Source organism: Kribbella sp. NPDC055110, assembly GCF_053607525.1.
Genome location: NZ_JBSGTS010000006.1, coordinates 29,394 through 53,693, shown reverse-complemented (window position 1 = coordinate 53,693; position 24,300 = coordinate 29,394). Strand labels below are relative to the sequence as shown.

Annotated in this window: 23 protein-coding genes; 19 read left to right on the top strand and 4 right to left on the bottom strand. The window is 68.3% G+C overall.

Annotated elements, in window-relative coordinates; all coding sequences use genetic code 11:
• Window positions 1-118 precede the first annotated feature (118 nt).
• Entirely contained in the window at window positions 119-1,774 is a 1,656-nt protein-coding gene (locus tag ACWF0M_RS11710) for a bifunctional 3'-5' exonuclease/DNA polymerase (protein ID WP_452235584.1), read from the bottom strand.
• Window positions 1,775-1,929: 155 nt separating this feature from the next.
• Here ACWF0M_RS11710 and ACWF0M_RS11705 point away from each other — a divergent pair, with 155 nt between their 5' ends.
• The 5 genes from ACWF0M_RS11705 (at window position 1,930) to ACWF0M_RS11685 (ending at window position 6,193) form a co-directional block, all read left to right on the top strand.
• The gene (locus ACWF0M_RS11705; protein WP_452235583.1) at window positions 1,930-3,282 is read left to right on the top strand and encodes an aminotransferase-like domain-containing protein; all 1,353 of its coding nucleotides are present in this window, start codon (window positions 1,930-1,932) and stop codon (window positions 3,280-3,282) included.
• A 72-nt stretch (window positions 3,283-3,354) separates the two neighbouring features.
• On the top strand, window positions 3,355-4,245 hold the full coding sequence (gene pdxS / locus ACWF0M_RS11700) for a pyridoxal 5'-phosphate synthase lyase subunit PdxS (RefSeq protein ID WP_131293803.1): 891 nt from the start codon (window positions 3,355-3,357) through the stop codon (window positions 4,243-4,245).
• A 17-nt stretch (window positions 4,246-4,262) separates the two neighbouring features.
• Window positions 4,263-4,808 (top strand): DUF6891 domain-containing protein, encoded by a 546-nt coding sequence (locus ACWF0M_RS11695; RefSeq protein ID WP_452235582.1) that lies wholly within the window; start codon window positions 4,263-4,265, stop codon window positions 4,806-4,808.
• On the top strand, window positions 4,805-5,398 hold the full coding sequence (pdxT, locus tag ACWF0M_RS11690) for a pyridoxal 5'-phosphate synthase glutaminase subunit PdxT (protein ID WP_452235581.1): 594 nt from the start codon (window positions 4,805-4,807) through the stop codon (window positions 5,396-5,398). Before ACWF0M_RS11695 ends, pdxT begins: the two co-directional genes overlap by 4 nt.
• Window positions 5,399-5,431: 33 nt before the next feature.
• Window positions 5,432-6,193: a YebC/PmpR family DNA-binding transcriptional regulator gene (locus tag ACWF0M_RS11685; RefSeq protein WP_452235580.1), complete on the top strand. Its 762-nt coding sequence runs from the start codon at window positions 5,432-5,434 to the stop codon at window positions 6,191-6,193.
• 6 nt (window positions 6,194-6,199) lie between these two features.
• Here ACWF0M_RS11685 and ACWF0M_RS11680 read toward each other — a convergent pair whose 3' ends face one another.
• Window positions 6,200-6,988, bottom strand: coding sequence for a hypothetical protein (locus ACWF0M_RS11680; RefSeq protein WP_452235579.1), 789 nt, complete (start codon window positions 6,986-6,988; stop codon window positions 6,200-6,202).
• Window positions 6,989-7,070: 82 nt separating this feature from the next.
• Here ACWF0M_RS11680 and ACWF0M_RS11675 point away from each other — a divergent pair, with 82 nt between their 5' ends.
• The gene (locus ACWF0M_RS11675) at window positions 7,071-7,976 is read left to right on the top strand and encodes a 1-aminocyclopropane-1-carboxylate deaminase/D-cysteine desulfhydrase (RefSeq protein WP_452235578.1); all 906 of its coding nucleotides are present in this window, start codon (window positions 7,071-7,073) and stop codon (window positions 7,974-7,976) included.
• Here ACWF0M_RS11675 and ACWF0M_RS11670 read toward each other — a convergent pair whose 3' ends face one another.
• Window positions 7,977-8,732 carry a hypothetical protein gene (locus ACWF0M_RS11670; protein WP_452235577.1) on the bottom strand — a complete coding sequence of 252 codons (756 nt, stop codon included), beginning with the start codon at window positions 8,730-8,732 and terminating at the stop codon, window positions 7,977-7,979.
• A gap of 693 nt (window positions 8,733-9,425) precedes the next feature.
• Between ACWF0M_RS11670 and ACWF0M_RS11665 the strand changes: the two genes are divergently transcribed.
• From ACWF0M_RS11665 to ACWF0M_RS11615, 11 genes are all read left to right on the top strand, one after another.
• Window positions 9,426-9,884 carry a hotdog fold domain-containing protein gene (locus tag ACWF0M_RS11665; protein ID WP_452235576.1) on the top strand — a complete coding sequence of 153 codons (459 nt, stop codon included), beginning with the start codon at window positions 9,426-9,428 and terminating at the stop codon, window positions 9,882-9,884.
• A 9-nt stretch (window positions 9,885-9,893) separates the two neighbouring features.
• Window positions 9,894-11,054, top strand: coding sequence for a GNAT family N-acetyltransferase (locus ACWF0M_RS11660; RefSeq protein WP_452235575.1), 1,161 nt, complete (start codon window positions 9,894-9,896; stop codon window positions 11,052-11,054).
• A gap of 70 nt (window positions 11,055-11,124) precedes the next feature.
• Window positions 11,125-11,721, top strand: a complete 597-nt coding sequence (gene ruvC, locus ACWF0M_RS11655; protein ID WP_452235574.1) for a crossover junction endodeoxyribonuclease RuvC — start codon at window positions 11,125-11,127, stop codon at window positions 11,719-11,721.
• 22 nt (window positions 11,722-11,743) lie between these two features.
• Window positions 11,744-12,346 carry a Holliday junction branch migration protein RuvA gene (ruvA, locus tag ACWF0M_RS11650; protein ID WP_452235573.1) on the top strand — a complete coding sequence of 201 codons (603 nt, stop codon included), beginning with the start codon at window positions 11,744-11,746 and terminating at the stop codon, window positions 12,344-12,346.
• Window positions 12,347-12,349: 3 nt separating this feature from the next.
• Entirely contained in the window at window positions 12,350-13,405 is a 1,056-nt protein-coding gene (ruvB, locus tag ACWF0M_RS11645; RefSeq protein WP_452235572.1) for a Holliday junction branch migration DNA helicase RuvB, read from the top strand.
• A gap of 238 nt (window positions 13,406-13,643) precedes the next feature.
• Window positions 13,644-14,138 (top strand): preprotein translocase subunit YajC, encoded by a 495-nt coding sequence (gene yajC, locus ACWF0M_RS11640; RefSeq protein WP_452235571.1) that lies wholly within the window; start codon window positions 13,644-13,646, stop codon window positions 14,136-14,138.
• An 86-nt stretch (window positions 14,139-14,224) separates the two neighbouring features.
• Window positions 14,225-15,976 (top strand): protein translocase subunit SecD, encoded by a 1,752-nt coding sequence (secD, locus tag ACWF0M_RS11635; protein ID WP_452235570.1) that lies wholly within the window; start codon window positions 14,225-14,227, stop codon window positions 15,974-15,976.
• A complete protein-coding gene (gene secF, locus ACWF0M_RS11630; RefSeq protein ID WP_452235569.1) occupies window positions 15,976-17,151 on the top strand; it encodes a protein translocase subunit SecF in 1,176 nt (391 codons plus the stop codon). Before secD ends, secF begins: the two co-directional genes overlap by 1 nt.
• The gene (locus tag ACWF0M_RS11625; protein WP_452235568.1) at window positions 17,151-17,690 is read left to right on the top strand and encodes an adenine phosphoribosyltransferase; all 540 of its coding nucleotides are present in this window, start codon (window positions 17,151-17,153) and stop codon (window positions 17,688-17,690) included. Before secF ends, ACWF0M_RS11625 begins: the two co-directional genes overlap by 1 nt.
• 341 nt (window positions 17,691-18,031) lie before the next feature.
• Window positions 18,032-20,221: a RelA/SpoT family protein gene (locus ACWF0M_RS11620; RefSeq protein ID WP_452235836.1), complete on the top strand. Its 2,190-nt coding sequence runs from the start codon at window positions 18,032-18,034 to the stop codon at window positions 20,219-20,221.
• Window positions 20,222-20,437: 216 nt separating this feature from the next.
• Complete coding sequence (locus ACWF0M_RS11615; protein ID WP_452235567.1) at window positions 20,438-21,154, top strand: hypothetical protein; 717 nt, start codon at window positions 20,438-20,440, stop codon at window positions 21,152-21,154.
• 110 nt (window positions 21,155-21,264) lie between these two features.
• On the opposite strand, the gene ACWF0M_RS11610 is transcribed toward ACWF0M_RS11615, so the two are convergent.
• Window positions 21,265-22,167, bottom strand: coding sequence for a hypothetical protein (locus ACWF0M_RS11610; protein WP_452235566.1), 903 nt, complete (start codon window positions 22,165-22,167; stop codon window positions 21,265-21,267).
• 179 nt (window positions 22,168-22,346) lie between these two features.
• Between ACWF0M_RS11610 and ACWF0M_RS11605 the strand changes: the two genes are divergently transcribed.
• Both ACWF0M_RS11605 and ACWF0M_RS11600 read left to right on the top strand, forming a co-directional pair.
• A complete protein-coding gene (locus ACWF0M_RS11605) occupies window positions 22,347-22,934 on the top strand; it encodes a papain-like cysteine protease family protein (RefSeq protein WP_452235565.1) in 588 nt (195 codons plus the stop codon).
• A gap of 1 nt (window position 22,935) precedes the next feature.
• Window positions 22,936-23,709, top strand: a complete 774-nt coding sequence (locus tag ACWF0M_RS11600; RefSeq protein ID WP_452235564.1) for a hypothetical protein — start codon at window positions 22,936-22,938, stop codon at window positions 23,707-23,709.
• The last annotated feature ends 591 nt before the right edge of the window (window positions 23,710-24,300 follow it).

Here is a 24,300-nt window from a genome sequence, read left to right as displayed (position 1 = left end):
AGCGATGATTCAGCTTTCTCGCGACCTCGGCCCGCAGCATTAGCCTTCTTCCGAGGCTGGATGTTAGAAATTTGCGAACCGCGCTGCTGTCATGTGTAAAAAGGTCGACTGAATTGGTCTATTTGGCGTCCGCGTAGATTTCCACGATCGCGGTACTGAAGGCGAAGTTGGTAGGGGTGGGGCCGAAGGTCAGGGTGCCGGCGAGGTTGCTGGCTTGCTGGATGGCTTCGGTGACTTGGTCGGCTTCTTCCGCGGGGCAGTGGACGATGACCTCGTCGTGTTGGTGGAAGACGAGTTCGGCCTTGAGGGGTGCCAGGGACTGGCGAAGGGCGGCCAGCAGGAGGAGCGCCCAGTCGGCCGCGCTGCCTTGGACGACGAAGTTTCTGGTGAAGCGGCCTCGGGCGCGGGCGTGGCGGGGGTCCGTGGCGGGGATGTCGGCGGGTGGGCCTTCGAGCATTGCCTCGTCCAGCGGGTGCCCGGTGGGCGGGCAGGTGCGGCCGAGGTACGTGCGGACCAGTCGGCCTTCCTCGCCCGCGCGGGCCGCGTCGTCGACGTACGCGACTGCTTGCGGGAATCGTTTGCGCAGCATGGCGAGGTTCTTGAGGCCGTCGCCGGACGTCTGCCCGTAGATCGCACCCAGTACGGCGATCTTCGCCTGCGCGCGGTCGCCCGAGAACGCCTGGTCCGACACGGCTTTGTAGAGATCCCCGGGGTCACTCGCGACCTCCATCAGCGCGCGGTCGCGGGAGATCGCGGCGAGCACCCGAGGCTCGAGCTGCGACGCGTCGGCGACGACGAGCCGCCAGCCGGGGTCCGCGACCACCGCGCGACGGATCACCTTCGGGATCTGCAAACCGCCGCCACCGTTGGTGATCCAGCGCCCGGACACAGTGCCGCCCGGGAGGAACCCAGGCCGGAACCGACCGTCGTGGACCCAGTCGTTCAGCCAGCTCCACCCGTTCGCGGTGTAGATCCGATAGAGCGTCTTGTACTCGAGCAGCGGCGCCACCGCCGGATGATCGATCTGCTCGAGCTCCCACTTCCGCGTCGACTTCACCTGGTGCCCGGCCTGCTTGAACGCCTTCAGTACGTCGGCCGGCAGCTCGGGCCGCACGCGATGCCCGAACGCCGCGGAGATCTCGTCCGCGAGCTCGGTCAGCCGCCGCGGCTCGCCCGAACCGGCGAACCGTTCACCGAGCAGTTCGCGCAGCAGTTGCCGATGCGCATCGGCGCTCCACGGCAACCCGGCCAGATCCATCTCTGCCGCAACGAGCATCGCGGACGATTCCGATGCCGTGAGCAACCGCATCCGGTCCGGGTACTCGGCCAGATCGTGCCGTCGGAGCTGGTCGGCGTACACCCTGAGCAACGCCTCGAACGGGATCGGCTCGACGGCGATCTCGAACAACGACGACTGCTCACCCGGTACGACGGCGCGCAGCGGCGGATCAGCTGGGACCGGCCGGCCGCTCAAACGCGCCCACGCGGCGGCCGCGGACCGTGGCTCGCCGAGCCGGCCCTCGTGACCGAGGAGCAGGCCCTCGGTGTTCTCGATGTCGTAGCACCGCTCGACCCGCACACCGGCGGCCAGCAAACGCGGATAGATCTCGGTCGACGAACGCCACACCCACCGCGTGACCGACGGCCGCGACGCCACGGCAGCAGCCAGGTCCGGCTCGCGCACAATCTCCCCGGCCGGCTGCCCGTCCGGATGCAGGGCAACGAGCATCGCCCCGCCACCCTCCTCCGCACCAACCAGCCACCGCTCATCCACGGCCCCATCCTCACACCCGCCACCGACAGTTCGATCACGCGACTTTGTGCACCGGATCCGTACGTCGGGAGTCGCGCGCCGCGGATTCCGTGCACAAAGTCGGCCGGAGCCGGGGGATGAGGCGCGGATCAGGCCAGTTGTGGGAGACTGGACTTATGTGGCGGGCGGGGGAGTTGGAGGCGGCGGACGGGACCAAGACCGAGCAGGTCGAGGGGCTCGTGCTGCGGCGGATCGAGCGGGGCGACCTGTCGATCGGGTCGCGGTTGCCGTCGGAGCGGGTGCTGGCGGAGCGGCTCGGGGTGAGCCGCGTGACCGTCGTACGCGCGCTGGAGAACCTGCGGCGTGACGGCGTACTGGAGACCAAGCGTGGCTCCGGCACCGTAGTGCGGCCGCTGGACCGGCTCCTGGACCCTGTGGCGCCGGCGTCGACTGTGACGGCGGGGGACCGGCCGGTGCTCGACCTGCGGTTCGCCACGACGGCCGCGCCGCATGACGTGGCTGAAGCAGCCGCACAGATCGTCCAGGACGGGCTGCCACAGGCCATGGGAGGTGACGGACCGCCACCAGGTGGATCACCTGAGCTCAGAGCAGCGCTGGCCGAGCGTCTCACCGCAGAGGGCGTGCCGACCGAGCCGGAGCAGTTGACGCTCACCGTCGGCGCAGCAGCCGGTCTGAACGCCGCACTGGCCGGGCTGGACCTCGGACCGGGCGTCGCGATCACCGAGACCCCGACGTACCCGGCTGCCTTCGACCTGCTCCGCAAACACCGCCTGGACGTAGCTGGCTGGCCCGCAGGCGTCTGGGACACCGACCAGCTCGCTCACCTCTGCCGGCGCCACCGCCCGAAGGTCATCTACCTGCAGGCCGACAACCACAACCCGACCGGCCTCAGCCTGCCCGCCGACCGGCGCCAGGCAGTCGTCGAGATAGCACGCAGGTACGGCGCTGCGCTGATCAGTGACGAGACGATGCGGCCACTGTGGTTGGCCAGTGGCGAGCAGGCGGAACCACTGAGCCGCTACCCGCGCACCGTGAGCGTTGGCTCGCTGTCGAAGACGGTGTGGGGCGGGCTGCGCGTCGGCTGGGTGCGTACCGGCAAGCAGTTGCGTAGGCGGATCAACACCGCAGCACAGCTCAGTGTGGCGTCGCCGAGCGCGCTGGACGACCTCCTAGCCCGGGCGATCGTGCCGAAGCTCGACAAGGTGATCGGCCGCCGCAGGACCCGGCTGCGCGCCAACCTGAACGCTCTGGAGACCGGACTCCGGACGCTCGACGGTGTGGCCTGGCCAACACCGACCGGCGGTATGACGCTGTGGCTCGAGCTGACCGAGACGAGGGCCCGCCGCGTGCTGGAGGCGGCCCGCGAGCAGGGGCTGCTGCTGGGCGCCGGTGACCTGTTCACGCCGGACGCGACCGACCGTCGGCACATCCGGATCCCGTTCACCGCCCCGCCGGCGACGCTGCGGCTCGTGGTTGCCCGGCTGGACGAGGTGCTTCAGTCCACTTGATTCGGAGTGGACTGAAGATAGCTGCCCGCCACCTCCTAATCTTGAGCTGAGGCCCACGACCAGGAGGATGTAGTGACCGAGAACCAGACCGGTACCGCCAAGGTGAAGCGCGGAATGGCGGAGATGCTCAAGGGCGGCGTGATCATGGACGTCGTCACCGCCGAGCAGGCCAAGATCGCCGAGGACGCCGGCGCGGTCGCCGTGATGGCGCTCGAGCGGGTCCCGGCCGATATCCGCGCCCAGGGCGGCGTCTCCCGGATGAGCGACCCGGACATGATCGACTCGATCATCGGCGCGGTGTCGATCCCGGTGATGGCCAAGGCCCGGATCGGTCACTTCGTCGAGGCCCAGGTGCTGCAGAGCCTCGGGGTGGACTACATCGACGAGTCCGAGGTGCTGACCCCGGCCGACTACGCGAACCACATCGACAAGTGGCAGTTCACGGTGCCGTTCGTCTGCGGCGCGACCAACCTGGGCGAGGCGCTGCGCCGGATCACCGAGGGCGCGGCGATGATCCGCTCCAAGGGCGAGGCCGGCACTGGTGACGTGTCCAACGCGACCACCCACATGCGTCAGATCCGCCAGGAGATCCGCAAGCTGCAGAATCTCCCGGAGGACGAGCTGTACGTCGCGGCGAAGGAGCTGCAGGCGCCGTACGAGCTGGTCAAGGAGGTCGCCGCACTGGGCAAGCTTCCCGTCGTACTGTTCACCGCCGGCGGGATCGCCACCCCGGCCGACGCCGCGATGATGATGCAGCTCGGCGCCGAGGGCGTGTTCGTCGGCTCCGGCATCTTCAAGTCGGGCAACCCGGCGCAGCGTGCGGAGGCGATCGTCAAGGCCACCACGTTCCACGACGACCCCGACGTGATCGCGAAGGTCTCCCGCGGTCTGGGCGAGGCGATGGTCGGCATCAACGTCGACGAGATCCCGCAGCCGCACCGGCTCGCCGAGCGCGGCTGGTGAGCAACAGCCTGCAGTCCGTGGACGAGCGGACCGCCCGGGAGCTGCGCGGCCTGGCCCGTGTCCTGGTGCGGTCCGGGTACGCCGACCACGCGGCGATCACGGCTGCGCTGACCGAGGCCGTCTCGGAGGACGCGCCGTCGGTGGACGCGGCCGCCCTGGTACCGCTGCTGATCGGCGAGGCGGTCATGGACCTCAACGAGGACGCCTCCACCTGGCCCGCGACGACCGATCCGGAACGGTTGGACGCCGTACTGGCCGAGCTGGAGTCCCGAGGGCTGGTGGTGATCCGGTACACGTCCGACCACCACGCGGCTCGGCAGGCGCTGGAGGCGGCGGAGGGGCCGCAGGGGCTGGTGTTCTTCACCGACACCGACGTCTGGCACGCGGTCGACTTCGGGATGCTGGAGCTGAAGCTCTGGCACCCCGACACCGCGAACGTCGCACCGGAGGAGCCGCTGCTGGAGGACGTGCTCGGGCTGTTGCGCCAGAACGACCTGCCGGCCGTGTTCGACGAAGGCCGCATCGAGGTCACCCTCAACTGGCAACGGAGGGTGACTCTGTGACCGTCATCGGTGTCTTCGCGTTGCAGGGGAACGTGCGCGAGCACCTGGCGATGCTGAGCGAGGTCGGTGTCGAGGCGCGCGCCGTACGGCGTCCGTCCGAGCTGGAGCAGGTCGACGCGATGGTGCTGCCCGGTGGTGAGTCGACCACGATGGACAAGCTGGCGCGGGCGTTCGACCTGTTCGAGCCGCTGCAGAAGCGGATCGCGGACGGGATGCCGACCTTCGGTACCTGTGCCGGGATGATCATGCTGGCGAACGAGATCACCGGCGGGACCGCGGACCAGGAGACGCTCGGCGGGCTCGACGTGACGGTCCGGCGGAACGCGTTCGGGCGGCAGGTCGACTCCTTCGAGGCGGATCTCGAGTTCGCTGCGTTCGACACGCCGTACCACGCTGTGTTCATCCGGGCACCGTGGGTGGAGCGGGTCGGTCGGGACGTGGAGGTACTCTCGACGGTGAGGTCGGGCCCTGCCGCGGGTAGGATCGTCGCGGTTCGCCACGACCGGCTGCTGGCCACGTCGTTCCATCCGGAGATGACCGGGGACGCCAGGCTGCACGGCTACTTCGCCGAGCTGGTCCGCGGCCTCTGAGACGTTGCAAGCGGTAGAAGGGTTGGGTTCGCCATGTCAGGCCACTCCAAGTGGGCCACCACGAAGCACAAGAAGGCCGTCATCGACGCGAGGCGCGGCAAGCTCTTCGCGAAGCTGATCAAGAACATCGAGGTGGCCGCCCGGATGGGCGGTGGTGACCCCGGCGGGAACCCGACCCTGTACGACGCCATCCAGAAGGCGAAGAAGACCTCGGTCCCGAACGACAACATCGACCGCGCGGTCAAGCGCGGCTCCGGTGCCGAGGCCGGCGGCGCGGAGTACCAGACGATCATGTACGAGGGCTACGGCCCGAACGGCGTGGCGATGCTGGTCGAGTGCCTCACCGACAACCGGAACCGGGCCGCCGCGGACGTCCGGACGGCGATGACGCGCAACGGCGGATCGCTCGCCGACCCGAACTCGGTCGCGTACCTGTTCAACCGCAAGGGCGTGATCGTCGTCGCCAAGGAGCAGGACGGCCGGTCGCTGACCGAGGACGACGTGATGGAGGCCGTGCTCGAGGCCGGCGCCGACGAGGTCAACGATCTCGGCGAGTCCTGGGAGGTCATCACCGAGGCCACCGACATGGTCGCGGCCCGCGCCGCACTGCAGGACGCCGGCATCGACTACGACTCCGCCGACGTGCAGTTCGTCCCGTCGATGACGGTCGAGCTGGACGCCGAGGGCGCCGGCAAGATCTTCCGCCTGATCGACGCCCTCGAAGACAGCGACGACGTCCAGAACGTCTATGCGAACTTCGATGTCTCCGACGAGATCATGGCCGAGGTCGGCTGACCCGCTTCACATTCCGAGGGCCTTTCCGTCGATCACCTGGTCGGACGGAGGGGCCTTCGGCGTTGTGGCCTGGTTGTACTCGGTGAAGGTCAGCACGTCGGTCCCGGACGACTCGAGCCGGACCGGGCGTGCGGTGGCGGTGTCGACCCACAGGGTGCCGTCGGTGTCGCGGAGACCGATCGCGGAGACACCGTCGACGGTGCGCGGCGCGGTCTTGCGGAGCGTGCCGGTCGGCTCGAACAGCGTGTCGAAGAACTTCGGCTTGCTGGCGAACGCGGCGAGCTCACCGAGGTCCTTGTCGGTCAGCGGCGTCTTGATCCAGCGGCCGCCGACCAGTGCGATCACGGCGTCCGCGTCGGCCTTCGGCTTGATCTGGGCGCGCCAGAACTTGTCGCTGATCTTCAGGTACGCCGTCCGGTCCAGGACGATCAGCGAGAAGGCGGCGCCGTTGATGCTCATCGTGCCCTGACCGCCGGCCTTGCTGAGCTTGATGTCCAGCACGATCCGGTCACCGTGGTCGGACATCGACCCCTTCATCCGCACGCTGGTCGCGGCCTTCGCGGCGGCCTGGGTCTTGGCCAGGATCTTCGTCGCGGACAGGCCCGCGATACTGCTCACCGGCGTACTGGCAGATGGCGCGGGCGGCGTCACCACCGGAGACGGCGTGACGGACGCAGCCGTGGGTGTCGGCGTGGTCCCTATGGCGTCGTCGGTTGCCGGATCGGATCCCTTGCAACCAGCGACAAGTACAACCAGCACACCCACCACCGCGCCGGCCGCCGTACGACGTTTCACCATCTCGCTCCCCCTCGCAGATATCTAGAGAGATGCCCCCAAAACCCGAAAAGTTGCGGCCGATCCATGCGATGCTGGCGGCGTGGAGGACGGGCTGCTCGTGGACCTTCGGTTGCCGTCACCGGTGGTTGAGATCGGAGACGACCGGTTGCGGGCCGCGGGCGTGCGGGTTCTCCTGAAGCGGGACGACCTGATTCACCCGGAAGTGCCTGGGAACAAGTGGCGGAAGCTGAAGTACAACATCGCGACTGCCCGGGAGGCGGGGTTCGAGACGCTGCTGACATTCGGTGGGGCGTACTCGAATCACCTACGGGCGACCGCCGCGGTCGGGTACTTGTGTGGCTTCGGCACGATCGGGGTGGTTCGTGGTGAGGAGCATCTGCCGCTCAATCCTTCGCTGCGGTACGCCGTCTCGCGCGGGATGCGGCTCACCTACCTCGATCGCACGACGTACCGAACCAAGACCTCGGCTGCTGTGATCGACGCGCTGCACGAGGAGTTCGGCGACTTCTACCTGATTCCTGAGGGCGGCAGTAACGCCGATGCGGTCCGAGGATGCGCAGAGTTGCCGGCGGAGCTGGAGGCGTCCGTTGACGTCGTGGTCTGTGCCGTTGGCACCGGAGGGACGCTCGCAGGTGTGGCTGCCGGTCTGCGGCCCGATCAGTTGGTGATCGGGGTTCCGGTTCTGAAGGGTGGCGCGTTCCTGGAGGACGACATCGGTCGGCTTCAGGAGCAGGTGTACGGCGCGCGGACCGGATCGTGGCGGCTCGAATGCGACTACCACTTCGGCGGCTACGCGAAGCGGACACCTGAGCTCGACGAGTTCATCGACGACTTCGAGGCGCGGCACGGTCTGCGGCTGGACTGGGTGTACGAGGCGAAGATGATGTACGCGCTGTTCGACCTGGTCTCGCTCGGCGCGTTCCCGCGAGGCACGACGATCGCGGCGTTGATCAGCGGGTCCGGCGACGTGCCGGACGTCGGGTGATCAGGCCTCCAGCCACTCCAGGTGCCAGTCGCCGGAGTTGACGATGAAGTTCTTGCCGAAGCCGAGCCAGCGGCCGTTCATGCCTCGGGCGTGCGGGCTGACGACCAATTGGACGGTGCCGTGGTAAACCGCGCCGCGGTAGTAGCCGGTGGGTGCAGTGCGCTCTTTCCAGGTTCCGGTGGCGATGGCTCCTCTGACAGATAGATCGAGCGTGAGTCGTGACTCGCCGTCGGCGGGATCGTTGGCGCCATGGAGCCTGCTGCCGGTGTGGTGCAGGCGGATCGTGTGTTCGCCGTGCAGATTCGCGTCGCGGCCTGTCGAGAAGTAGCTGTACCGGGAAAGCCAGAGGCCGTTGAGATCGCCGCTCGTGGCTCGAGCAGTGTCGAGGTTCGAGTAGTCGGCTAGGTCGATGACGAGGTCGGCGACGGCGCATTGGTAGAGCTCGGCCAAGCGGGCGAGGACGTCGAGGGACGGAGCGTAGCCGGTTGGTGCAGGCCACTGCTCCCAGTAGGAGAAGTTCTTGAAGGTCTTCGGGTCGTCCGGCCAGTGATGGTTCCATTCGTCGGCTGCGTCGCGCTGACTCCAGTCGTGAGCGAGGCGGAAGGCCACCCGGGTGTTCACGCCGTACCGATCGGCGAAGGCGTCGGCGATCTCGACCCATGTTGATCCCTGGGCACGCAGCTCTTTGGCCCAGTCTCGTCGCTCCTGACGCAGACTGCTCGCCTTCGCAGGACGCGCGCCGGCGTTGATGCTCATGCGTTCCATGGTGTCACAACCTCCCCGTTGTGCGGGGAGATTTGAGGTGAATGGTCACTGGCTGTCTCGGTGGTTCCTACGCGCTGCTGACGGCAGATTTGGAGCACGGTCAGGGCGGTGGGTGAGCCCCGAGCGTGCGCCGGGCGGTGTGCGGTTCTTCTGCCCCGTCGCCCTGGCCGATCCAAGCGATGGATGTGATCGGAGGACGGGGAAATGGACCTGACCAGGCAGCGGACGCGGGAATGGCCGGTGCTCCGTTCGGCGCAGGAGTTGGATTGTGACGGCCGGAACCCTCGCAGCGATGAACCATGCGTCCTTGGGTATCACCGGGGTCCGCATCGGGACGACGCCGGGGCCGAGTGGCTTGATGACGGTGACCTCGCGCGCCCCGACTGGGGGAATGAGTAGGCGGCGAATGTGCGTGGTCAACGGGTGCGCGGATGCTAACGGCGGGGGCGATGCCCCGCGGTGCAACCACGGACGGAAAGTGGTTCCGCGACAGTGTTGGCCGTCGGCAGGCGTTGCAGCACCAGCAGTGACCGTAGGCGCGGGCGGTTGGTTCGCCGAGTACGGGAGCCCGGTAGGACCGCGTGCGTGCCGGCGGAGCCGGCCAATGAGGCTGTCGCCGCGAAGCGGTGTCCTTTCGGCGGTGTCCTCTTCACACCGTATGTGACTCGTGAGTAACATGTCGGGATGAGTCAGTTGTTGGGGTTGTGGGAGCGGTTGCGTGGGGTGCCGGGTGGGGGGCGGGTGTTCTCTTGGGGGTTCACCTGGAAGGCGCCGTACTTCCGGTCGGTGCGGCCGCGGTTCGTGCAGGTGAGTCCGAACTACGCGGCGCTGACGTTGCCCAAGCGGCGGGCGGTGCTGAACCACATCGGGACCGTGCATGCGATTGCCGTGTGCAACGGGTTGGAGGCGGCGATGGGGGCGTTGGCGGAGGCGACGGTTCCGGCCGGCAAGCGGTGGCTGCCGAAGGGGATGGAGGTTTCGTACCTCGCCAAGTCGACATCGGACCTGACGTGTTCGGCAGAGACCGATCCAGGCACCTGGACCGCGGGACCTGACGTCCCGGTGAAGGTGAAGGCGACGCGTGACGACGGCACCGTGGTCGTCGAGGGCACGATCCACCTGTGGGTAACTGACAAGAAGTAAAGTCTCGGCGTGACTGAGCTGCGGGTGGTGGAGGTTACCGAGGAGCACTTGGACTCGGTGTGGCAGGTGCGGACGCGGTCGTTCGGGATGGGGGGTGACCGCGACGAGTGGAAGAAGACCGCGCTGTCGTTCATCGTCGACGGGCGGTACGTCGGCGTGGTCGACGGTGACGAGCTGGTCGCGGCGGCGCGGATCTGGCCGCACGAGCAGTGGTGGGGCGGGCGACGGGTACCGATGGGCGGTGTGGCCGGCGTTGTCGTCGCACCGGAGTACCGCGGTCGTGGGGTCGGCAGCCTGTTGATGCGTGCCGTACTCAAACTGTGCGCGGACAAGGGCTATCCGCTGACAGCGCTGTATCCGGCCACGACCGTGCTGTACAGGCATCTCGGGTACGAGTTCGCCGGCAGCCGGCACCTGTACACCTTCGAGGCCGCCGACCTGCGGACTCTGGGCGGCAGCGGTACGGCGGTGCGCAAGGCGGGACCTGCCGACGCGGACCTGTTCCTGGAGCTCGCCTCGAAGACACATGAGGCGCGGCGCTCCAATGGTCCGTTGATCTGGCCGCGTGCCGAGGTCGTGTCCTGGCTGGAGGACGAGGCCAACTTCGCGTACGTCGCCGAGGACGGCTTCGTCGTCTACAAGTGGAACGACCGCAACCTCGCGGTCGAGGAGCTCGTCGCCGGGTCGGAGGAGACGGCCCGCGCGCTGTGGGCGACCGTCGGCTCGGGTGCGTCGATCGCGAAGACGGTGGAGGCATGCTGCCCGCCGTTCGACCCGATCCACCTGATGGTGGAGCACGAGGCGCGCGGCCAGTCCTGGCAGAACCGGTGGATGCTGCGGCTCGTCGACGCCCCGGCAGCCCTTGCAGGGCGAGGATTCCCGGACGGCGTCGTACTGGAAGCCGACCTGCGGATCGACGACCCCGAACTGCCCGTGAACACCGGCGACTGGCACCTCTCGATCAGCAACGGCTCCGCCACCCTCACCCCGACGCAGCCGTCCAACGACGCACTCCGCCTCGGCCCTCGGGGCTTGGCCGCGCTGTACGCCGGTACGCCGCTGGCCACCCTCCGCGGCGCCGGACTGGTTGCCGGGGGAGCCGCGCCCGCCGACTCGGCGCTCAACGCGGTGTTCGGCGGGCCCGCGGCGTACATGCTCGACGACTTCTGAGTCGGCGCGTCGATTTCTGAACTGCTGACGCGTCCGACTAGGGTTGTCGAACAAACGTTCGGAGGTGGTCATGCGGGTGCTCGGCGTCGACCCGGGACTGACCCGGTGCGGCCTCGGCGTCGTCGAGGGGACACCGGGGAAGCCGCCGGTGCTGGTCGCCGTCGGGGTGATCCGGACGCCGGCCGACCTGGACGTCTCCAAGCGGCTCGTGATGATCGAGGAAGAGCTCGACGCGTGGATCGCCCGGCACCAGCCGGACGCGGTCGCGGTCGAGCGGGTGTTCGCGCAGCACAACGTCCGGACGGTGATGGGGACTGCGCAGGCCTCGGGCGTCGCGATGGTGGTCGCGGCCCGTCGCGGACTGCCGGTCGCCCTGCACACGCCCAGTGAGGTGAAGGCCGCGGTCACCGGATCCGGCCGCGCGGACAAGGAGCAGGTGACCACGATGGTGACCCGGATCCTCAAGCTGAGCGAGCGTCCGACGCCCGCGGACGCCGCCGACGCGCTGGCGCTGGCCATCTGCCAGGTCTGGCGAGGTGGCGTGGCGAGCAAACTGCAGGAAGCCGCCACCAGCCGGGCGAACCTGGAGGCGGCGGCGCAGGCGCAGTCACGGCTGCAGATGGCGAGACTGCGGGCCGCTGTGGCGGCCCAGCAGGGCAAGCGGTGAGCATGGACATTGGAGGCTGGCGATGATCGCCTTTGTACGTGGACCAGTGGCGGCCATTGGATTGGACAGTGCCGTGGTCGAGGTCGGCGGGATCGGTCTGCAGGTGTACTGCGACCCGGGCACGCTGGCCGGTTTGCGCCCGGGGCAGGAGGCGCGGATCGCCACGTCGATGGTGGTCCGTGAGGACTCGCTGACGCTGTACGGATTCGCCGACGACGACGCGAAGAACCTCTTCGAACTGCTGCAGACCGCGTCCGGTGTCGGGCCGAGGCTCGCCCAGGCCGCGCTTGCGGTGCTGAGCCCGGACCAGTTGCGGCAGGCGGTCGCGACCGAGGATCTCGCCGTACTGGTGAAGGTTCCGGGCATCGGGAAGAAGGGTGCGCAGCGGATCGTGCTCGAGCTGAAGGACAAGATCGGGGCGCCGTCCAGGACGGTGACCGGCCGGCCGCTGCAGGCGCACGAGGCATGGCGCGACCAGGTGCACGCCGGTCTGGTCGGTCTCGGCTGGTCTGCCCGCGACGCCGAGGACGCGGTCACGGCCGTGTCGCCGCTCGCCGCCGACAACCCGAACCCGTCCGTTCCCGACCTGCTCCGGGCCGCGCTGCGCGTGCTCTCCAAGGCGTAGGCGATGGAAGACAACAACGTGCGGCCGTTGGTCTCCGCCGACGCGGTGGACCTCGAGGAACGCAAGATCGAGTCCGCGCTGCGGCCGCGCACGCTCGCCGAGTTCGGCGGTCAGCGCCGGGTCAGCGAGCAGCTCGAGCTGGTGCTGCACGCGGCTCGCGGCCGCAACCGTACGCCGGACCACGTGCTGCTGTCCGGACCGCCCGGGCTCGGCAAGACCACGCTCGCGATGATCATCGCCAGCGAGATGTCCGCTCCGCTGCGGGTGACCAGCGGGCCCGCGATCCAGCACGCCGGCGACCTGGCCGCGATCCTGTCCGGGCTGAGCGAGGGCGAAGTCCTGTTCCTGGACGAGATCCATCGGATGTCGCGGCCCGCGGAAGAGCTGCTCTACATGGCGATGGAGGACTTCCGGGTCGACGTGATCGTCGGCAAGGGACCGGGTGCGACCGCGATCCCGCTCGAGATCCCGCCGTTCACCCTGGTCGGCGCGACCACGCGGGCCGGTCTGCTGCCGGGGCCGCTGCGGGACCGGTTCGGGTTCACCGGTCACCTGGAGTTCTACGAGGCGGCCGAGCTGGAGAAGATCGTGAACCGGTCGGCCGCGCTGCTCGAGGTCGACATCACCCCGGAGGCGGCCACCGAGATCGCGTCCCGTTCCCGCGGTACGCCGCGGATCGCGAACCGGCTGCTCCGCCGGGTCCGCGACTTCGCCGAGGTGCGTGCGGACGGCATCGTCACGCTCGCCCTGTCGAAGGCGGCCCTGGATCTGTACGAGGTGGACAAGATGGGCCTCGACCGGCTGGATCGGTCGGTCCTGGACGCGTTGTGCCGCCGATTCGGGGGCGGTCCGGTCGGTCTTTCGACGTTGGCGGTTGCGGTCGGCGAGGAACGTGAGACCGTGGAGGAAGTGGCCGAACCGTTCCTGGTCCGGTCGGGCTACCTGGCCCGTACGCCGCGTGGTCGGGTCGCCACGCCCGCGGCCTGGCGGCACATCGGGCTCAAGGTCCCGAAGGGTGCGACGTTCGCGGACACGCTCTTCGACTCCGACGATGACTGAAGGAGTTCAACCTCAACTGAACACAAGGTTCGCCGGGGAACCTCCGCCGGTGCCGGAACGTAGACACTACATAGCGACCAGTAGTGAGTAATTCAAACGTGACCCGGCGTCATGCGGCAGTTGTTGACGCGCGGCGTTAGACTCCCCGGTGGCCTGACCTCCAGGTCTTCCGCCGTGACCTGCGCACTTGCGCGGTGCACGCCTTACAACCCGACCCGACGAAGGATTCTGAGACCCGATGCAACTCCTCGCCGTACCGATGGCCTCCTCCGGGGGTGGCGGCATCACGCTGCTGCTGCCGCTGATCCTGATCGTCGGAATGATCTGGTTCATGAGCCGCTCCCAGCGCAAGCAGCGTGAGCGCCAGGCACAGACCGTAGCCGCACTCACACCGGGCACCAAGGTGGTCACCACCAGCGGCCTGGTCGGCATCGTCGAGGAGACCGACGACGAGTACGTGACGCTGGAGATCTCCGAGGGCGTACTGGTCCAGGTCGTCAAGGCCGCGGTCGGCCGGGTGATCCCGGACGAGGACGCCTCCGATGCCGCCGCCGACGAGGCCGAGGCCACCGCGTCCGACGAGACCGCCCAGGCCACCGACACCACCGACACCGCCGACGCGGACGACGACGCGGCGAAGGTCGACGTACCGGACGCGGGTAAGGCCGGTGACAAGGCCGACGGCAAGGTCCAGGACACGCCGAAGCTGCCGCCGACGCACACCGAGAACTGATTTTTCCGTCCCAACGGCCTGCGGCGCGGCGTTCGGCGTCCACCTGACGGTGCGGCGCGCCCAGAAGTACAAAGGTTGAAACTGACGTGGCAACGACTTCGACATCCCGCCCCGGGCGGAGCCTGATCGGCTTGCTGGTGATCGTGGTTCTGCTGTTCGGGATCATGGCGCTGACCAAGACCTGGAAGCCCAAGCTCGGGCTGGACCTGCGGGGCGGCACCACCATCACGCTGACCGCCAACACGCTCGACGGCAACGGCAAGGTGACCGCCGACCAGCTGAACGAGGCGAAGAACATCATCGGCCAGCGGGTTAACGGTGCGGGTGTCGGCGAGTCCGACATCACCACCTCCGGGGCGAACCACATCAACGTGGCCGTCCCGGGCGCCACGAAGGAATCCCTGGTGTCGCAGGTCGGTCAGACCGCGCTGCTCTACTTCCGGATCGTGTACAGCGCGGACGCCGCCGTACCGCAGGCCACTCCGACGCCGACCCCGTCGACGACGCCGAAGCCGAGCACCACACCCAAGGCCAGTACGACGCCGAAGCCGAGCGCCACGATCAAGCCGAGCACTCCGGCCAGCACCACGCCGAAGGGCCGGGCCTGGTCGAGCGCACTCGGTGGGGCGACGCCGACGCCGACCCCGAAGGCCAGTACGACGCCGAAGCCGAGTGCGACCCCGAGTGCGACGCCGTCGGCGCCGGCCGCTGGGGGAGACGGGCTGAACTACACGCCGGATGCGGCCACGCAGGCGGCGTTCGCGACGTACAAGTGCGGTGACAAGCAGGTCGACGACCCGACCAAGGCGATCTTCTCCTGCGACCGCCAGGGCACCTACAAGTACCTGCTCGGCCCGGCGATCCTGAACGGCACCGACCTGTCGGACGCCTCCGCGGCCATCCCGCAGAACGGCCTGGCGTGGCAGGTGAACCTGAAGTTCACCGGCGAGGGTGGCGACAAGTTCTTCAAGGCGACCACGGCCATCTCGAAGCGCGGCCAGGGCCAGAACCTGTTCGCGATCGTGCTCGACGGCGAGACCATCTCGACCCCGAGCGTGGACAGCCCGATCCCGGGCGGCCAGGCGCAGATCACCGGTACGTTCACCGAGGCCGAGGCCCGCGACCTGGCGAACGTGCTGAAGTACGGCGCGCTGCCGGTGAAGTTCGACATCTCCTCGGTCGAGACCGTGTCGCCGCAGCTCGGTGGCGACCAGCTCTCCGCCGGTATCTGGGCCGGTCTCGCCGGTCTGGCGCTGGTCGTCGTGTTCTGCTTCCTGTACTACCGCGGCCTCGGCATCGTCGTGGTGTTCTCGCTCGCGGCCGCCGGCGTACTCACCGGAACCCTGGTGATCCTGCTGGGCAAGGCGATCGGGTTCACGCTGACGCTGGCCGGTATCGCCGGTCTGATCGTGGCCGTCGGTATCACCGCGGACTCGTTCATCATCTACTTCGAACGACTCCGCGACGAGGTCCGTGAAGGCCGCAGCCTGCGCTCCTCGGTGGAGACCGGCTGGGCCCGCGCCAAGCACACGATCATCGCCGCCGACTCGATCTCGCTGCTCGCCGCGCTGGTGCTGTACGTGCTGGCGATCGGCAGCGTCCGCGGCTTCGCGTTCACACTCGGCCTGACCACGCTGATCGACCTGGTCGTGGTGTTCCTGTTCACCAAGCCGATGGTCACGCTGCTGGCCCGGACCGACTTCTTCGGCCACGGGCACAAGCTGTCCGGACTGGATCCGGAGCATCTGGGCGTCGAACGACTGCCCGGGCAGGCGAAAGCGTCGGCCCGGCCGCGGAAGACGCCGTCGACGCGCAAGCCGGTCGGAGGGGAGGTCTGATGTCGAAGCTCGGAGAAATCGGTGCCAAGCTGCACCGCGGTGAGGTGTCCTACGACTTCATCGGCCACCGCAAGTTCTGGTTCAGCCTCTCGGCGGTCCTGGTCATCATCTCGCTGGGCGGCCTGTTCGTCCGCGGGCTGGCGCTCGGGATCGAGTTCAAGGGCGGTGTCGAGTACGAGGCCAAGGTCAAGGTCACGAGCAACACCGTGCAGGACTTCGGCGACGCCGTGAAGGCGACCAACGCCAAGAACCTCGGCGACCCGGTCGTCACCACGATCAACAACGACAAGGTCCGGGTCCAGACCAAGCCGCTGGACCAGACCGACATCGGCACGGTGCGCGCCGCGATCGCCAAACAGGCCGGCGTCCCGGCCGCGCAGGTCACCTCGCAGCAGATCGGCGCGTCCTGGGGCAAGCAGATCGCCGACAAGGCCATCCTCGCGCTGGTCGTCTTCCTGTTCGCGGTGTTCGCGGTGATCTGGATGTACTTCCGGGAAGCCAAGGCGTCGATGGCCGCGATCATCGCGCTGATCCACGACGTCACGATCACGGTCGGTGTGTACGCGCTGATCGGCTTCGACGTCACGCCGGCCACGGTCATCGGCGTACTGACGATCCTCGGTTACTCGCTGTACGACACCGTCGTGGTGTTCGACAAGGTCCGGGAGAACACCCGCGGCATCACCGGGTCGAACCGCTACACCTACTCGGACGCGACCAACCTCGCCGTCAACCAGACCGTGGTCCGGTCGATCAACACCACGGTCACCGCGCTGCTGCCGGTGGGCGCGATCCTGGTCGTCGGTACGGCGGTCCTCGGCACCGGCCCGCTCAAGGACCTGTCGCTGGCGCTGTTCGTCGGTATCGCCGTCGGTGCGTACTCCTCGATCTTCATCGCTCCGTCGCTGCTCGCGGTCTTCAAGGAGCGCGAGCCGGGCATGCAGGCGCTGAACAAGCGGGTGAGCGCGAAGAAGGCGCAGGTCGCTGCCGCTGCGGCCGCTCCGGTGGGCGTGGCGACGGCCGGTGCGGCGGCGCGTTCCGACGTACAGGACACACCGCGGAAGGCTGACCGGGCGACCGGGTCGGCTCCGACGCCGTCGTCGCGGCCGATGAAGGCGGCGTCCGCCGGGCGTCCGCAGCCGACGCGCAAGCCGCGCTCGAAGCGCGGTAAGTGATGCGGTCGCTCGAGCAGGTGCTCACGGACGGTATCCGCGACATTCCGGACTACCCGCAGGCGGGGGTGGTGTTCAAGGACATCACCCCGCTGCTGGCCGACCACACGGGCTTCGGCCAGGTCGTGGAGGCGCTGGCGGCAGTCGGGAAGGACGACGACGGTCGGCCGGTCGTCGACAAGGTGGTCGGGATCGAGGCGCGCGGGTTCATCCTGGCGGCACCGGTCGCGCTCGCGCTCGGCGCCGGGTTCGTGCCGGTGCGGAAGAAGGGGAAGCTGCCGGCGGCGACGTACGAGGAGTCGTACGCGCTGGAGTACGGCGAGGCGACGATCGAGGTGCACCAGGACGCGTTCGCGCCCGGTGACCGCGTCCTCGTCATCGACGACGTCCTGGCCACCGGCGGCACGGTCGAGGCCTGCCTGCGACTGATCCGCCGCTGCGGCGCCGAGGTTCTCGGTACGGCGGTGTTGCTGGAGCTGTCGTTCCTCCCGGGCCGCAAACGCCTCGAAGGCGAAGCCGTCACCGCCCTCGTCACTGTCTGAATCGCTGCCTGAACCACGGTCTGAATCACGGTCTGAATTCGGGCAAACTCTCCGTCGCCGGAAGGTGACCCGGCGTGTTGTCCACAGGCGGTTCTGCCTCGTTGCACGCGGACCTCTAGACTGGTGCTCTGTCGGCGGAGGGACACAACGTGGGCGAAGACCCGGCGATGACATCTGCGGTCGAGAACGCCGTACCGCAGGAGCCGCCGCGCGCGCCGTCACCGGTGCGCCCGGCTCCCGTGTCGCCGCCGCCTGCGACCCAGCCGCCGCGGATCGCGCCGGCCCGGGTCCGCGCCCGGCTCGCCCGCCTCGGCGGCACAAGGCACCCGAATCGGGCGCCGATGCTCGAGCCGCTGTTCCGGGTGGTCCGCGCGACCCACCCGAAGGCCGATCTCGGCATGATCGAGCGCGCCTACCGGACCGCGGAGAAGTACCACACCGGCCAGATGCGCAAGAGCGGCGATGCGTACATCACGCATCCGCTCGCCGTCGCCACCATCCTCGCCGAGCTCGGTATGACCGCGACCACGCTGTGCGCCGCGCTGCTCCACGACACCGTCGAGGACACGCCGTACACGGTGGCGGACCTGACTCGCGACTTCGGCGAAGAGATCGCCATGCTGGTCGACGGCGTCACCAAGCTCGACAAGGTGCGGTACGGCGAGTCCGCGCAGGCCGAGACCATCCGCAAGATGGTCGTCGCGATGTCCAAGGACATCCGGGTGCTGGTCATCAAGCTGTCCGACCGGCTGCACAACATGCGCACGCTGGGCTCGCTGCGCCAGGAGAAGCAGGAGCGGATCGCCCGCGAGACGCTGGAGATCTACGCCCCGCTGGCGCACCGGCTCGGTATGAACACGATCAAGTGGGAGCTCGAGGACCTGGCGTTCTCGACCCTGCACCCGAAGGTGTACGACGAGATCGTCCGGCTGGTCGCCGAGCGCGCACCGTCCCGCGATGAGTATCTGGCGACCGTGATCGACCAGGTCCACGAGGACCTGCGTCTCGCCAAGGTGAAGGCCACCGTCACCGGCCGTCCGAAGCACTACTACTCGATCTACCAGAAGATGATCGTCCGCGGCCGCGAGTTCGGTGACATCTATGACCTGGTCGGCATCCGGGTCCTGGTCGAGTCGGTCCGGGACTGCTACGCCGCCCTCGGCATCATGCACGCGCGGTGGAACCCGGTCCCCGGCCGGTTCAAGGACTACATCGCGATGCCGAAGTTCAACATGTACCAGTCGCTGCACACCACGGTGATCGGGCCGCAGGGCAAGCCGGTGGAGCTGCAGATCCGGTCGTTCTCCATGCACCGCCGCGCGGAGTACGGCATCGCCGCGCACTGGAAGTACAAGGAGGACCCGACCTCCGTCGTGGCGGACGCGCCGAGCACCGAAATCGGCGGGCCGAACGACATGCCGTGGGTGCGGCAGCTCGTCGACTGGCAGCGGGAGACCTCCGACCCGTCGGAGTTCCTCGACTCGCTGCGCTTCGAGATCAACAACACCGAGGTCTACGTCTTCACCCCGCGCGGCGACGTGATGTCGCTGCCGACCGGGTCGTCGCCGGTCGACTTCGCGTACGCCGTACACACCGAGGTCGGCCACCGCTGTATTGGTGCCCGCGTCAACGGTCGCCTGGTGCCATTGGAGAGCACCCTCGAGAACGGTGACGTCGTCGAGGTCTTCACCTCGAAGGCGCAGGGTGCGGGTCCGTCGCGGGACTGGCTCACGTTCGTCAAGAGCCCGCGTGCGCGGAACAAGATCAAGCACTGGTTCTCCAAGGAGCGCCGCGACGAGGCGATCGAGCACGGCAAGGACGCGATCGCGAAGCAGCTCCGCAAGGAGGGTCTGCCGCTGCAGCGCCTGCTGTCGCACGAGACCCTGACCGCGGTCGCGAACTCCCTGCGGTATCCGGACGTCACCGGTCTGTACGCCGCGGTCGGCGAGCAGCACGTGAGCGCGCAGGCCGTCGTACGGCGACTCATCGAGACGTATGGTGGCGAGGAGGGCGCGGCCGAGGACCTTGCCGAGGGCATGCGGCTGCCGGCCACCAAGGAGCGGCGGAAGCGGACCGCGCGCGGCGACGCCGGCGTCATCGTCAAGGGCGCGACCGACGTACTGTCGAAGCTCGCCCGGTGCTGTACGCCGGTGCCGGGTGACGAGATCATCGGCTGGATCACCCGCGGCGCGGGCGTCTCGGTGCACCGGGCCGACTGCGCGAACGTGGAGAACCTGAAGACCCAGCCCGAGCGCATCGTCGAGGTCGAGTGGGCGCCGACGGCGCAGTCCGTGTTCTTGGTCGCGATCCAGGTCGAGGCACTGGACCGGGCTCGCCTGCTGTCGGACATCACCCGCGTCCTGTCGGACTACCACGTGAACATCCTGTCCGCAGCCCTCACCACAACCCGCGACCGCATCGCAAAGTCCCGCTTCACCTTCGAAATGGGCGACCCAACCCACCTAGGCCACGTACTGAAGGCAGTCCGCTCAGTAGAAGGCGTCTTCGACGTCTACCGCGTCACCCAGTAGGTCCTGCCGGCTGTTTGTGGGGCCGGGGACACTGCGGGTATGAGCCGTGTTGGGCGTCGCGCGTTTCTGGTCGCAGGTGTTGGGTTGCTGGCCGGGTGCAGCGATTCGTCAGCTCAGAATCAACCGAGCTCGCCCCCGACTACGCCAACTCCTGCTCCATCAGGCCCGTCCAGCCCGCCGCCTGCTACGACTACACCCGCGGTTGTGCTGCCCTCTGTGCGGAGTTGGGTGGCGGGGCCGGGGGAGATCCAGCCGGAGGTGAAGCGGCTGGCGGTGGCGGCGGTGGTGAAGTTGCTGCAGCCGACCGAAACACCGGCTGTGATCGAGGTGATCGACGCGCAGTACGGCGGCATCTTGAGCGACTCGGCCAGCGTGCTGGTGCCGTGCCGCGTGTACTCGATCAGACAGTACCGTGTGATCAGCGGCGGTACGACGGTCGACGTACGGCTGAGCAAGTCGTCGCAAGGGACCTGGCGCGTGACAGCGACTCACCCCGCTCAACCCGGAGCGCCGGTTGCGAGCCTGTCGGCGGCCGCGCAGCAGGTGCTGGCCAGCAAGCAGATCCTGCTGCCGCCCGCGTCCGCTGCAGACATCCGCTCGGGACAGGTACACGACAGCGTGCTCACCACGATGCTCGAGCTCGCGAAGACCTACCGGATCGGGGTCAGCGTGATCCGCTCCGGTCACCCGACCAACGTGTTCGGCACCGACCGCCCGAGCGATCACCCCCGCGGCCGGGCGTTCGACACATGGCAGATCGACGGCCACCCGGTCGTGTCGCCGTCAACGTCCCGCGCACTCATCACGGCGTACATGCGCGCGACCGAGTCCCTGGGCTCCTACAACGTTGGCGGCCCCTACCAACTCTCCGGTACGGCGTACTTCTCCGACCAAACCCACCACGACCACATCCACGCCGGCTTCAGCACCTAACCCATCCCGCCCCCGCCCCTCGCGCGCGTGGATAACCCTTGGTGTTGGGGGTTCTCCGTTGGTGTGAGACGGGAGAACCCCCAACACGGGCGGATATCCCCTCGCGGTTGCTAGTCCCATTCCCAGGTGATTCCTACGGTGCCGGGGTCGGCGGAGGATTCGATGACGTGGACTCGGCCGTCGGACGTGAGCATGAGGTCGCGGTGGAGGAGGTTCGGGCCGGAGGTGTGGCGGCGGCGGATCTCGTGGACGCGGACCGGCAGCGCGGCGCGGTCGAACTGCACCTCCAGCACATAATGCATCCCGCCCCACTCGCTGAATCGCTGGTACTCCGTCGCCGGCAGCCCGGTGCGGTCCTCGATCTCGTAGCGCACGACGGCCGTCTCGCCGACAGCAAGGACCCGGTCGAGCAGCAGCTCCCCGAGCATCGCGCCAGCCTCGGGGGAGCGGGCGATCCGGCCGGTACGGCAACCACTCACCGCCTGCAAGGTGAGCTGCTCCGCGTCGCAGCCCGGCTCGCCCTGGTGCGCGATGATCAGCCGATCCACCGGCTGTACGGCGACCACGCTCTGAATCACCCGCCGGCAGTGCGCGCTCCGATCCGCGCCCAGCCGGACCTCTTCGAGAACAGTCACGTTGCGCAGCCTGCCGTGGGCGTCGCGGCGGAGCCGGTCGAGCAGCCGGGTGAGCGCCTCGGCGTAGTCGACAACGGCGTACGGCTGCGGCGTCGTGTCCGGCTCGGTCCGCGCCGGAGGGATCCGCCCCGTCAGCCAGCCGGGTGGGACCTGCAGGAGTTCTTCGAGCGCCGCCACGATCGCCAGCGAGTCCTCGCGTGGAACGCGGCGGCCGCTCTGCCAGGTGCTGAGTGTCGCGACCCCGACGTGCAGCCCGCGGTCGGCGAGATGGGTCCGGATCCGGTTGAGTGCCAGCCCGCGGCGGGCGATCGCCTGCCGCAGCGCGTCCGCGAACGACGCTTCCGGAGTCACCGCACGGACTTCGATCGGCTTGATCATGGGCGCACACTCCTTCAGGGCAGCAGTGTAAACATTCACAGCACCCGCTGACACTGCCTCGTCACGCATCGTTCACGCGCCGTTGCCGTTCACACCCCGGATCCGAGTTCTTGCCGCGCCGTGGTCGCGTCCCGACGATGGACTCCGCCCACCCCGTAGTACCTCTTGAAGGAGGACTCATGCGCAGGCTCCGCCCTAAGCCTAGTCGCAGCTGGTCGTTGCTCTTGGCCACGATCCTCGGTCTGGTGACGCTGGCACCGCTCGCCCCGCCGGCCTCGGCCGCGCCCAGCAGCTACTACCTCAACGTGTCCGGCCAGTCCCAGCAGAAGTCGAACTGGTGCTGGGCCGCGAGCGGCAACAGCATCGCCGCGTTCTACGGCCGCACGTACTCGCAGAACCAGTTCTGCAACCTTGCCTTCGGCTACTCGATGAACGGCACCTGCCCGAACAACCAGGCCACCCTCGGCAACGACCAGAACGCGTTCCGGGCGCTCGGGATCAGCGCCGGCAGCTACGTCTCGTCCACGCTCACCTTCAACACGCTCGTCACCGAGATCGCCGCCGGGCGCCCGGTGATGACGCGGATCGGCTGGACCTCGGGCGGCGGTCACATGATGGACATCATCGGGTACGACGCCTCCGACTCGACCCTCGAGTACTACAACCCGTGGCCGGACGACCCGCGCTACAACTACTCGACCTACAACTGGTACCGGTCCAACTCGCAGTTCACCTGGACACATTCCCTGTACCGGATCGGAGCCTGACATGCGCCGCCCGAAGAACGTCCTGCTCCGCTGCGCCGCCGTACTCGCTGCCGGTCTCGGATTCACCTTTGCTGCGGCCGGTCTGGCCGGTGCGGCGGGTCCGCAACCGGTCGCACCGACCGAGTTGTCCAAGGCAACTAACGCCGCGCGTTCATCCGAGGCGCTCAGCTTGTTGAGCAAGGCCGGAGGTACAGCGAAGGCCGCGGTGAGCGTCGCGCGGGACACGCAGCCGATCTACGCGCTCAACCCTGCTTTCGTACGTGATGCGTCGGCGCCGGTCGCGACCTTCTGGTACGCCGCAACCACTGCGGCGCAAGGCGGACGGACCTTGACCGTCTTCACCACTCCGGACGCGAACGGCGCCTGGCATGCCGTCAACGTGGCCTCTGGCAACACCGAGTCGCGGATGGTGTCGGCCGCTGCGGGTGCACTCGTGTTCACCGAGCCTCAGGTCGGCGCTTGGTACGCCCTCTCCGGCACGCAGGTGCGACCGCTGAACCAGTCGGCCATCAAGTCGATCGGCACCCGACCGATCACCGTCACCGCCTACCAGGACCTCGTCTCCCGCCGCTACTCCGACAAACTCCCCGGCACCCACTACAACGACATCGGCATGGCCGGCGGCTACGACCCCACCAGCTCGACAACCGCCGCCGCTGCGGTCACGCCCGCCAACACCCACCTCCTACTGATCACCACCTCCGGTGGCGTCCTCGGACTCGCCCTCCTGCTACTCGCCCGCCGCCACGCCCTCAAGACCCGCTACAACGACTGACTCCTGGAATGACCCCGCCGCACCGGACTGGCTGCCACCAGAGCACCATGCCCCCGCCGGCGCTGCCCGGTTCGCCGCACTAATCCACTGGTGCGGCGAGCCGGGTGGTTGCGAGCAGGAGCGAATGCCTTTCCCGGATGAGCTAGGGATCCTGAGTCGGAAGTACGCGGCTACTTGGTAGGCCGTGTCGGTGGCGAGTCCGAACCTTGAGCCGATGTTGTCCGACTTCTGAAGTCCGTGACATAGATTGTTGGTGGGTGGTGTGCCCAGCATTAGCGCCGCCAAGGCCCCGCTATTCGGGTCTGGGGAGCAAGACCCACCCGAACCAGCCTGTAACACTCCCCAGTCGGAGCGGATCGCCCCGCGGATCGTATCTTTGAGAAGCCACCGACCATTCTCGCGGCCCGATGATGGTCGGTGGCTTCTCAAAGATGGAGCCTGCGGCCGATTCCGGTGGTTTGGGGAGTGTTACAGGCTGATTCGGGTGTGTGGTTCGGGTGGGTCTTGCTCCCCAGACCGGTTTGGGGGCGGCCGTCGGATTGGTTTCGTACGTCGACACGCCCCAGCTGATGTCGTGCCGGTGCTCGCGGA

What these genes read in the sequence shown, in the direction of transcription:
- ACWF0M_RS11705 (WP_452235583.1), top strand. Translation starts at nt 1,930, where the DNA reads ATGTGGCGGGCGGGGGAGTTGGAGGCGGCGGACGGGACCAAGACCGAG.
- ACWF0M_RS11685 (WP_452235580.1), top strand. Translation starts at nt 5,432, where the DNA reads ATGTCAGGCCACTCCAAGTGGGCCACCACGAAGCACAAGAAGGCCGTC.
- ACWF0M_RS11670 (WP_452235577.1), bottom strand. Translation starts at nt 8,732, where the DNA reads ATGAGCATCAACGCCGGCGCGCGTCCTGCGAAGGCGAGCAGTCTGCGT.
- ACWF0M_RS11665 (WP_452235576.1), top strand. Translation starts at nt 9,426, where the DNA reads ATGAGTCAGTTGTTGGGGTTGTGGGAGCGGTTGCGTGGGGTGCCGGGT.
- ruvC (WP_452235574.1), top strand. Translation starts at nt 11,125, where the DNA reads ATGCGGGTGCTCGGCGTCGACCCGGGACTGACCCGGTGCGGCCTCGGC.
- ruvA (WP_452235573.1), top strand. Translation starts at nt 11,744, where the DNA reads ATGATCGCCTTTGTACGTGGACCAGTGGCGGCCATTGGATTGGACAGT.
- ruvB (WP_452235572.1), top strand. Translation starts at nt 12,350, where the DNA reads ATGGAAGACAACAACGTGCGGCCGTTGGTCTCCGCCGACGCGGTGGAC.
- yajC (WP_452235571.1), top strand. Translation starts at nt 13,644, where the DNA reads ATGCAACTCCTCGCCGTACCGATGGCCTCCTCCGGGGGTGGCGGCATC.
- secF (WP_452235569.1), top strand. Translation starts at nt 15,976, where the DNA reads ATGTCGAAGCTCGGAGAAATCGGTGCCAAGCTGCACCGCGGTGAGGTG.
- ACWF0M_RS11625 (WP_452235568.1), top strand. Translation starts at nt 17,151, where the DNA reads ATGCGGTCGCTCGAGCAGGTGCTCACGGACGGTATCCGCGACATTCCG.
- ACWF0M_RS11620 (WP_452235836.1), top strand. Translation starts at nt 18,032, where the DNA reads ATGCTCGAGCCGCTGTTCCGGGTGGTCCGCGCGACCCACCCGAAGGCC.
- ACWF0M_RS11610 (WP_452235566.1), bottom strand. Translation starts at nt 22,167, where the DNA reads ATGATCAAGCCGATCGAAGTCCGTGCGGTGACTCCGGAAGCGTCGTTC.
- ACWF0M_RS11605 (WP_452235565.1), top strand. Translation starts at nt 22,347, where the DNA reads ATGCGCAGGCTCCGCCCTAAGCCTAGTCGCAGCTGGTCGTTGCTCTTG.
- ACWF0M_RS11600 (WP_452235564.1), top strand. Translation starts at nt 22,936, where the DNA reads ATGCGCCGCCCGAAGAACGTCCTGCTCCGCTGCGCCGCCGTACTCGCT.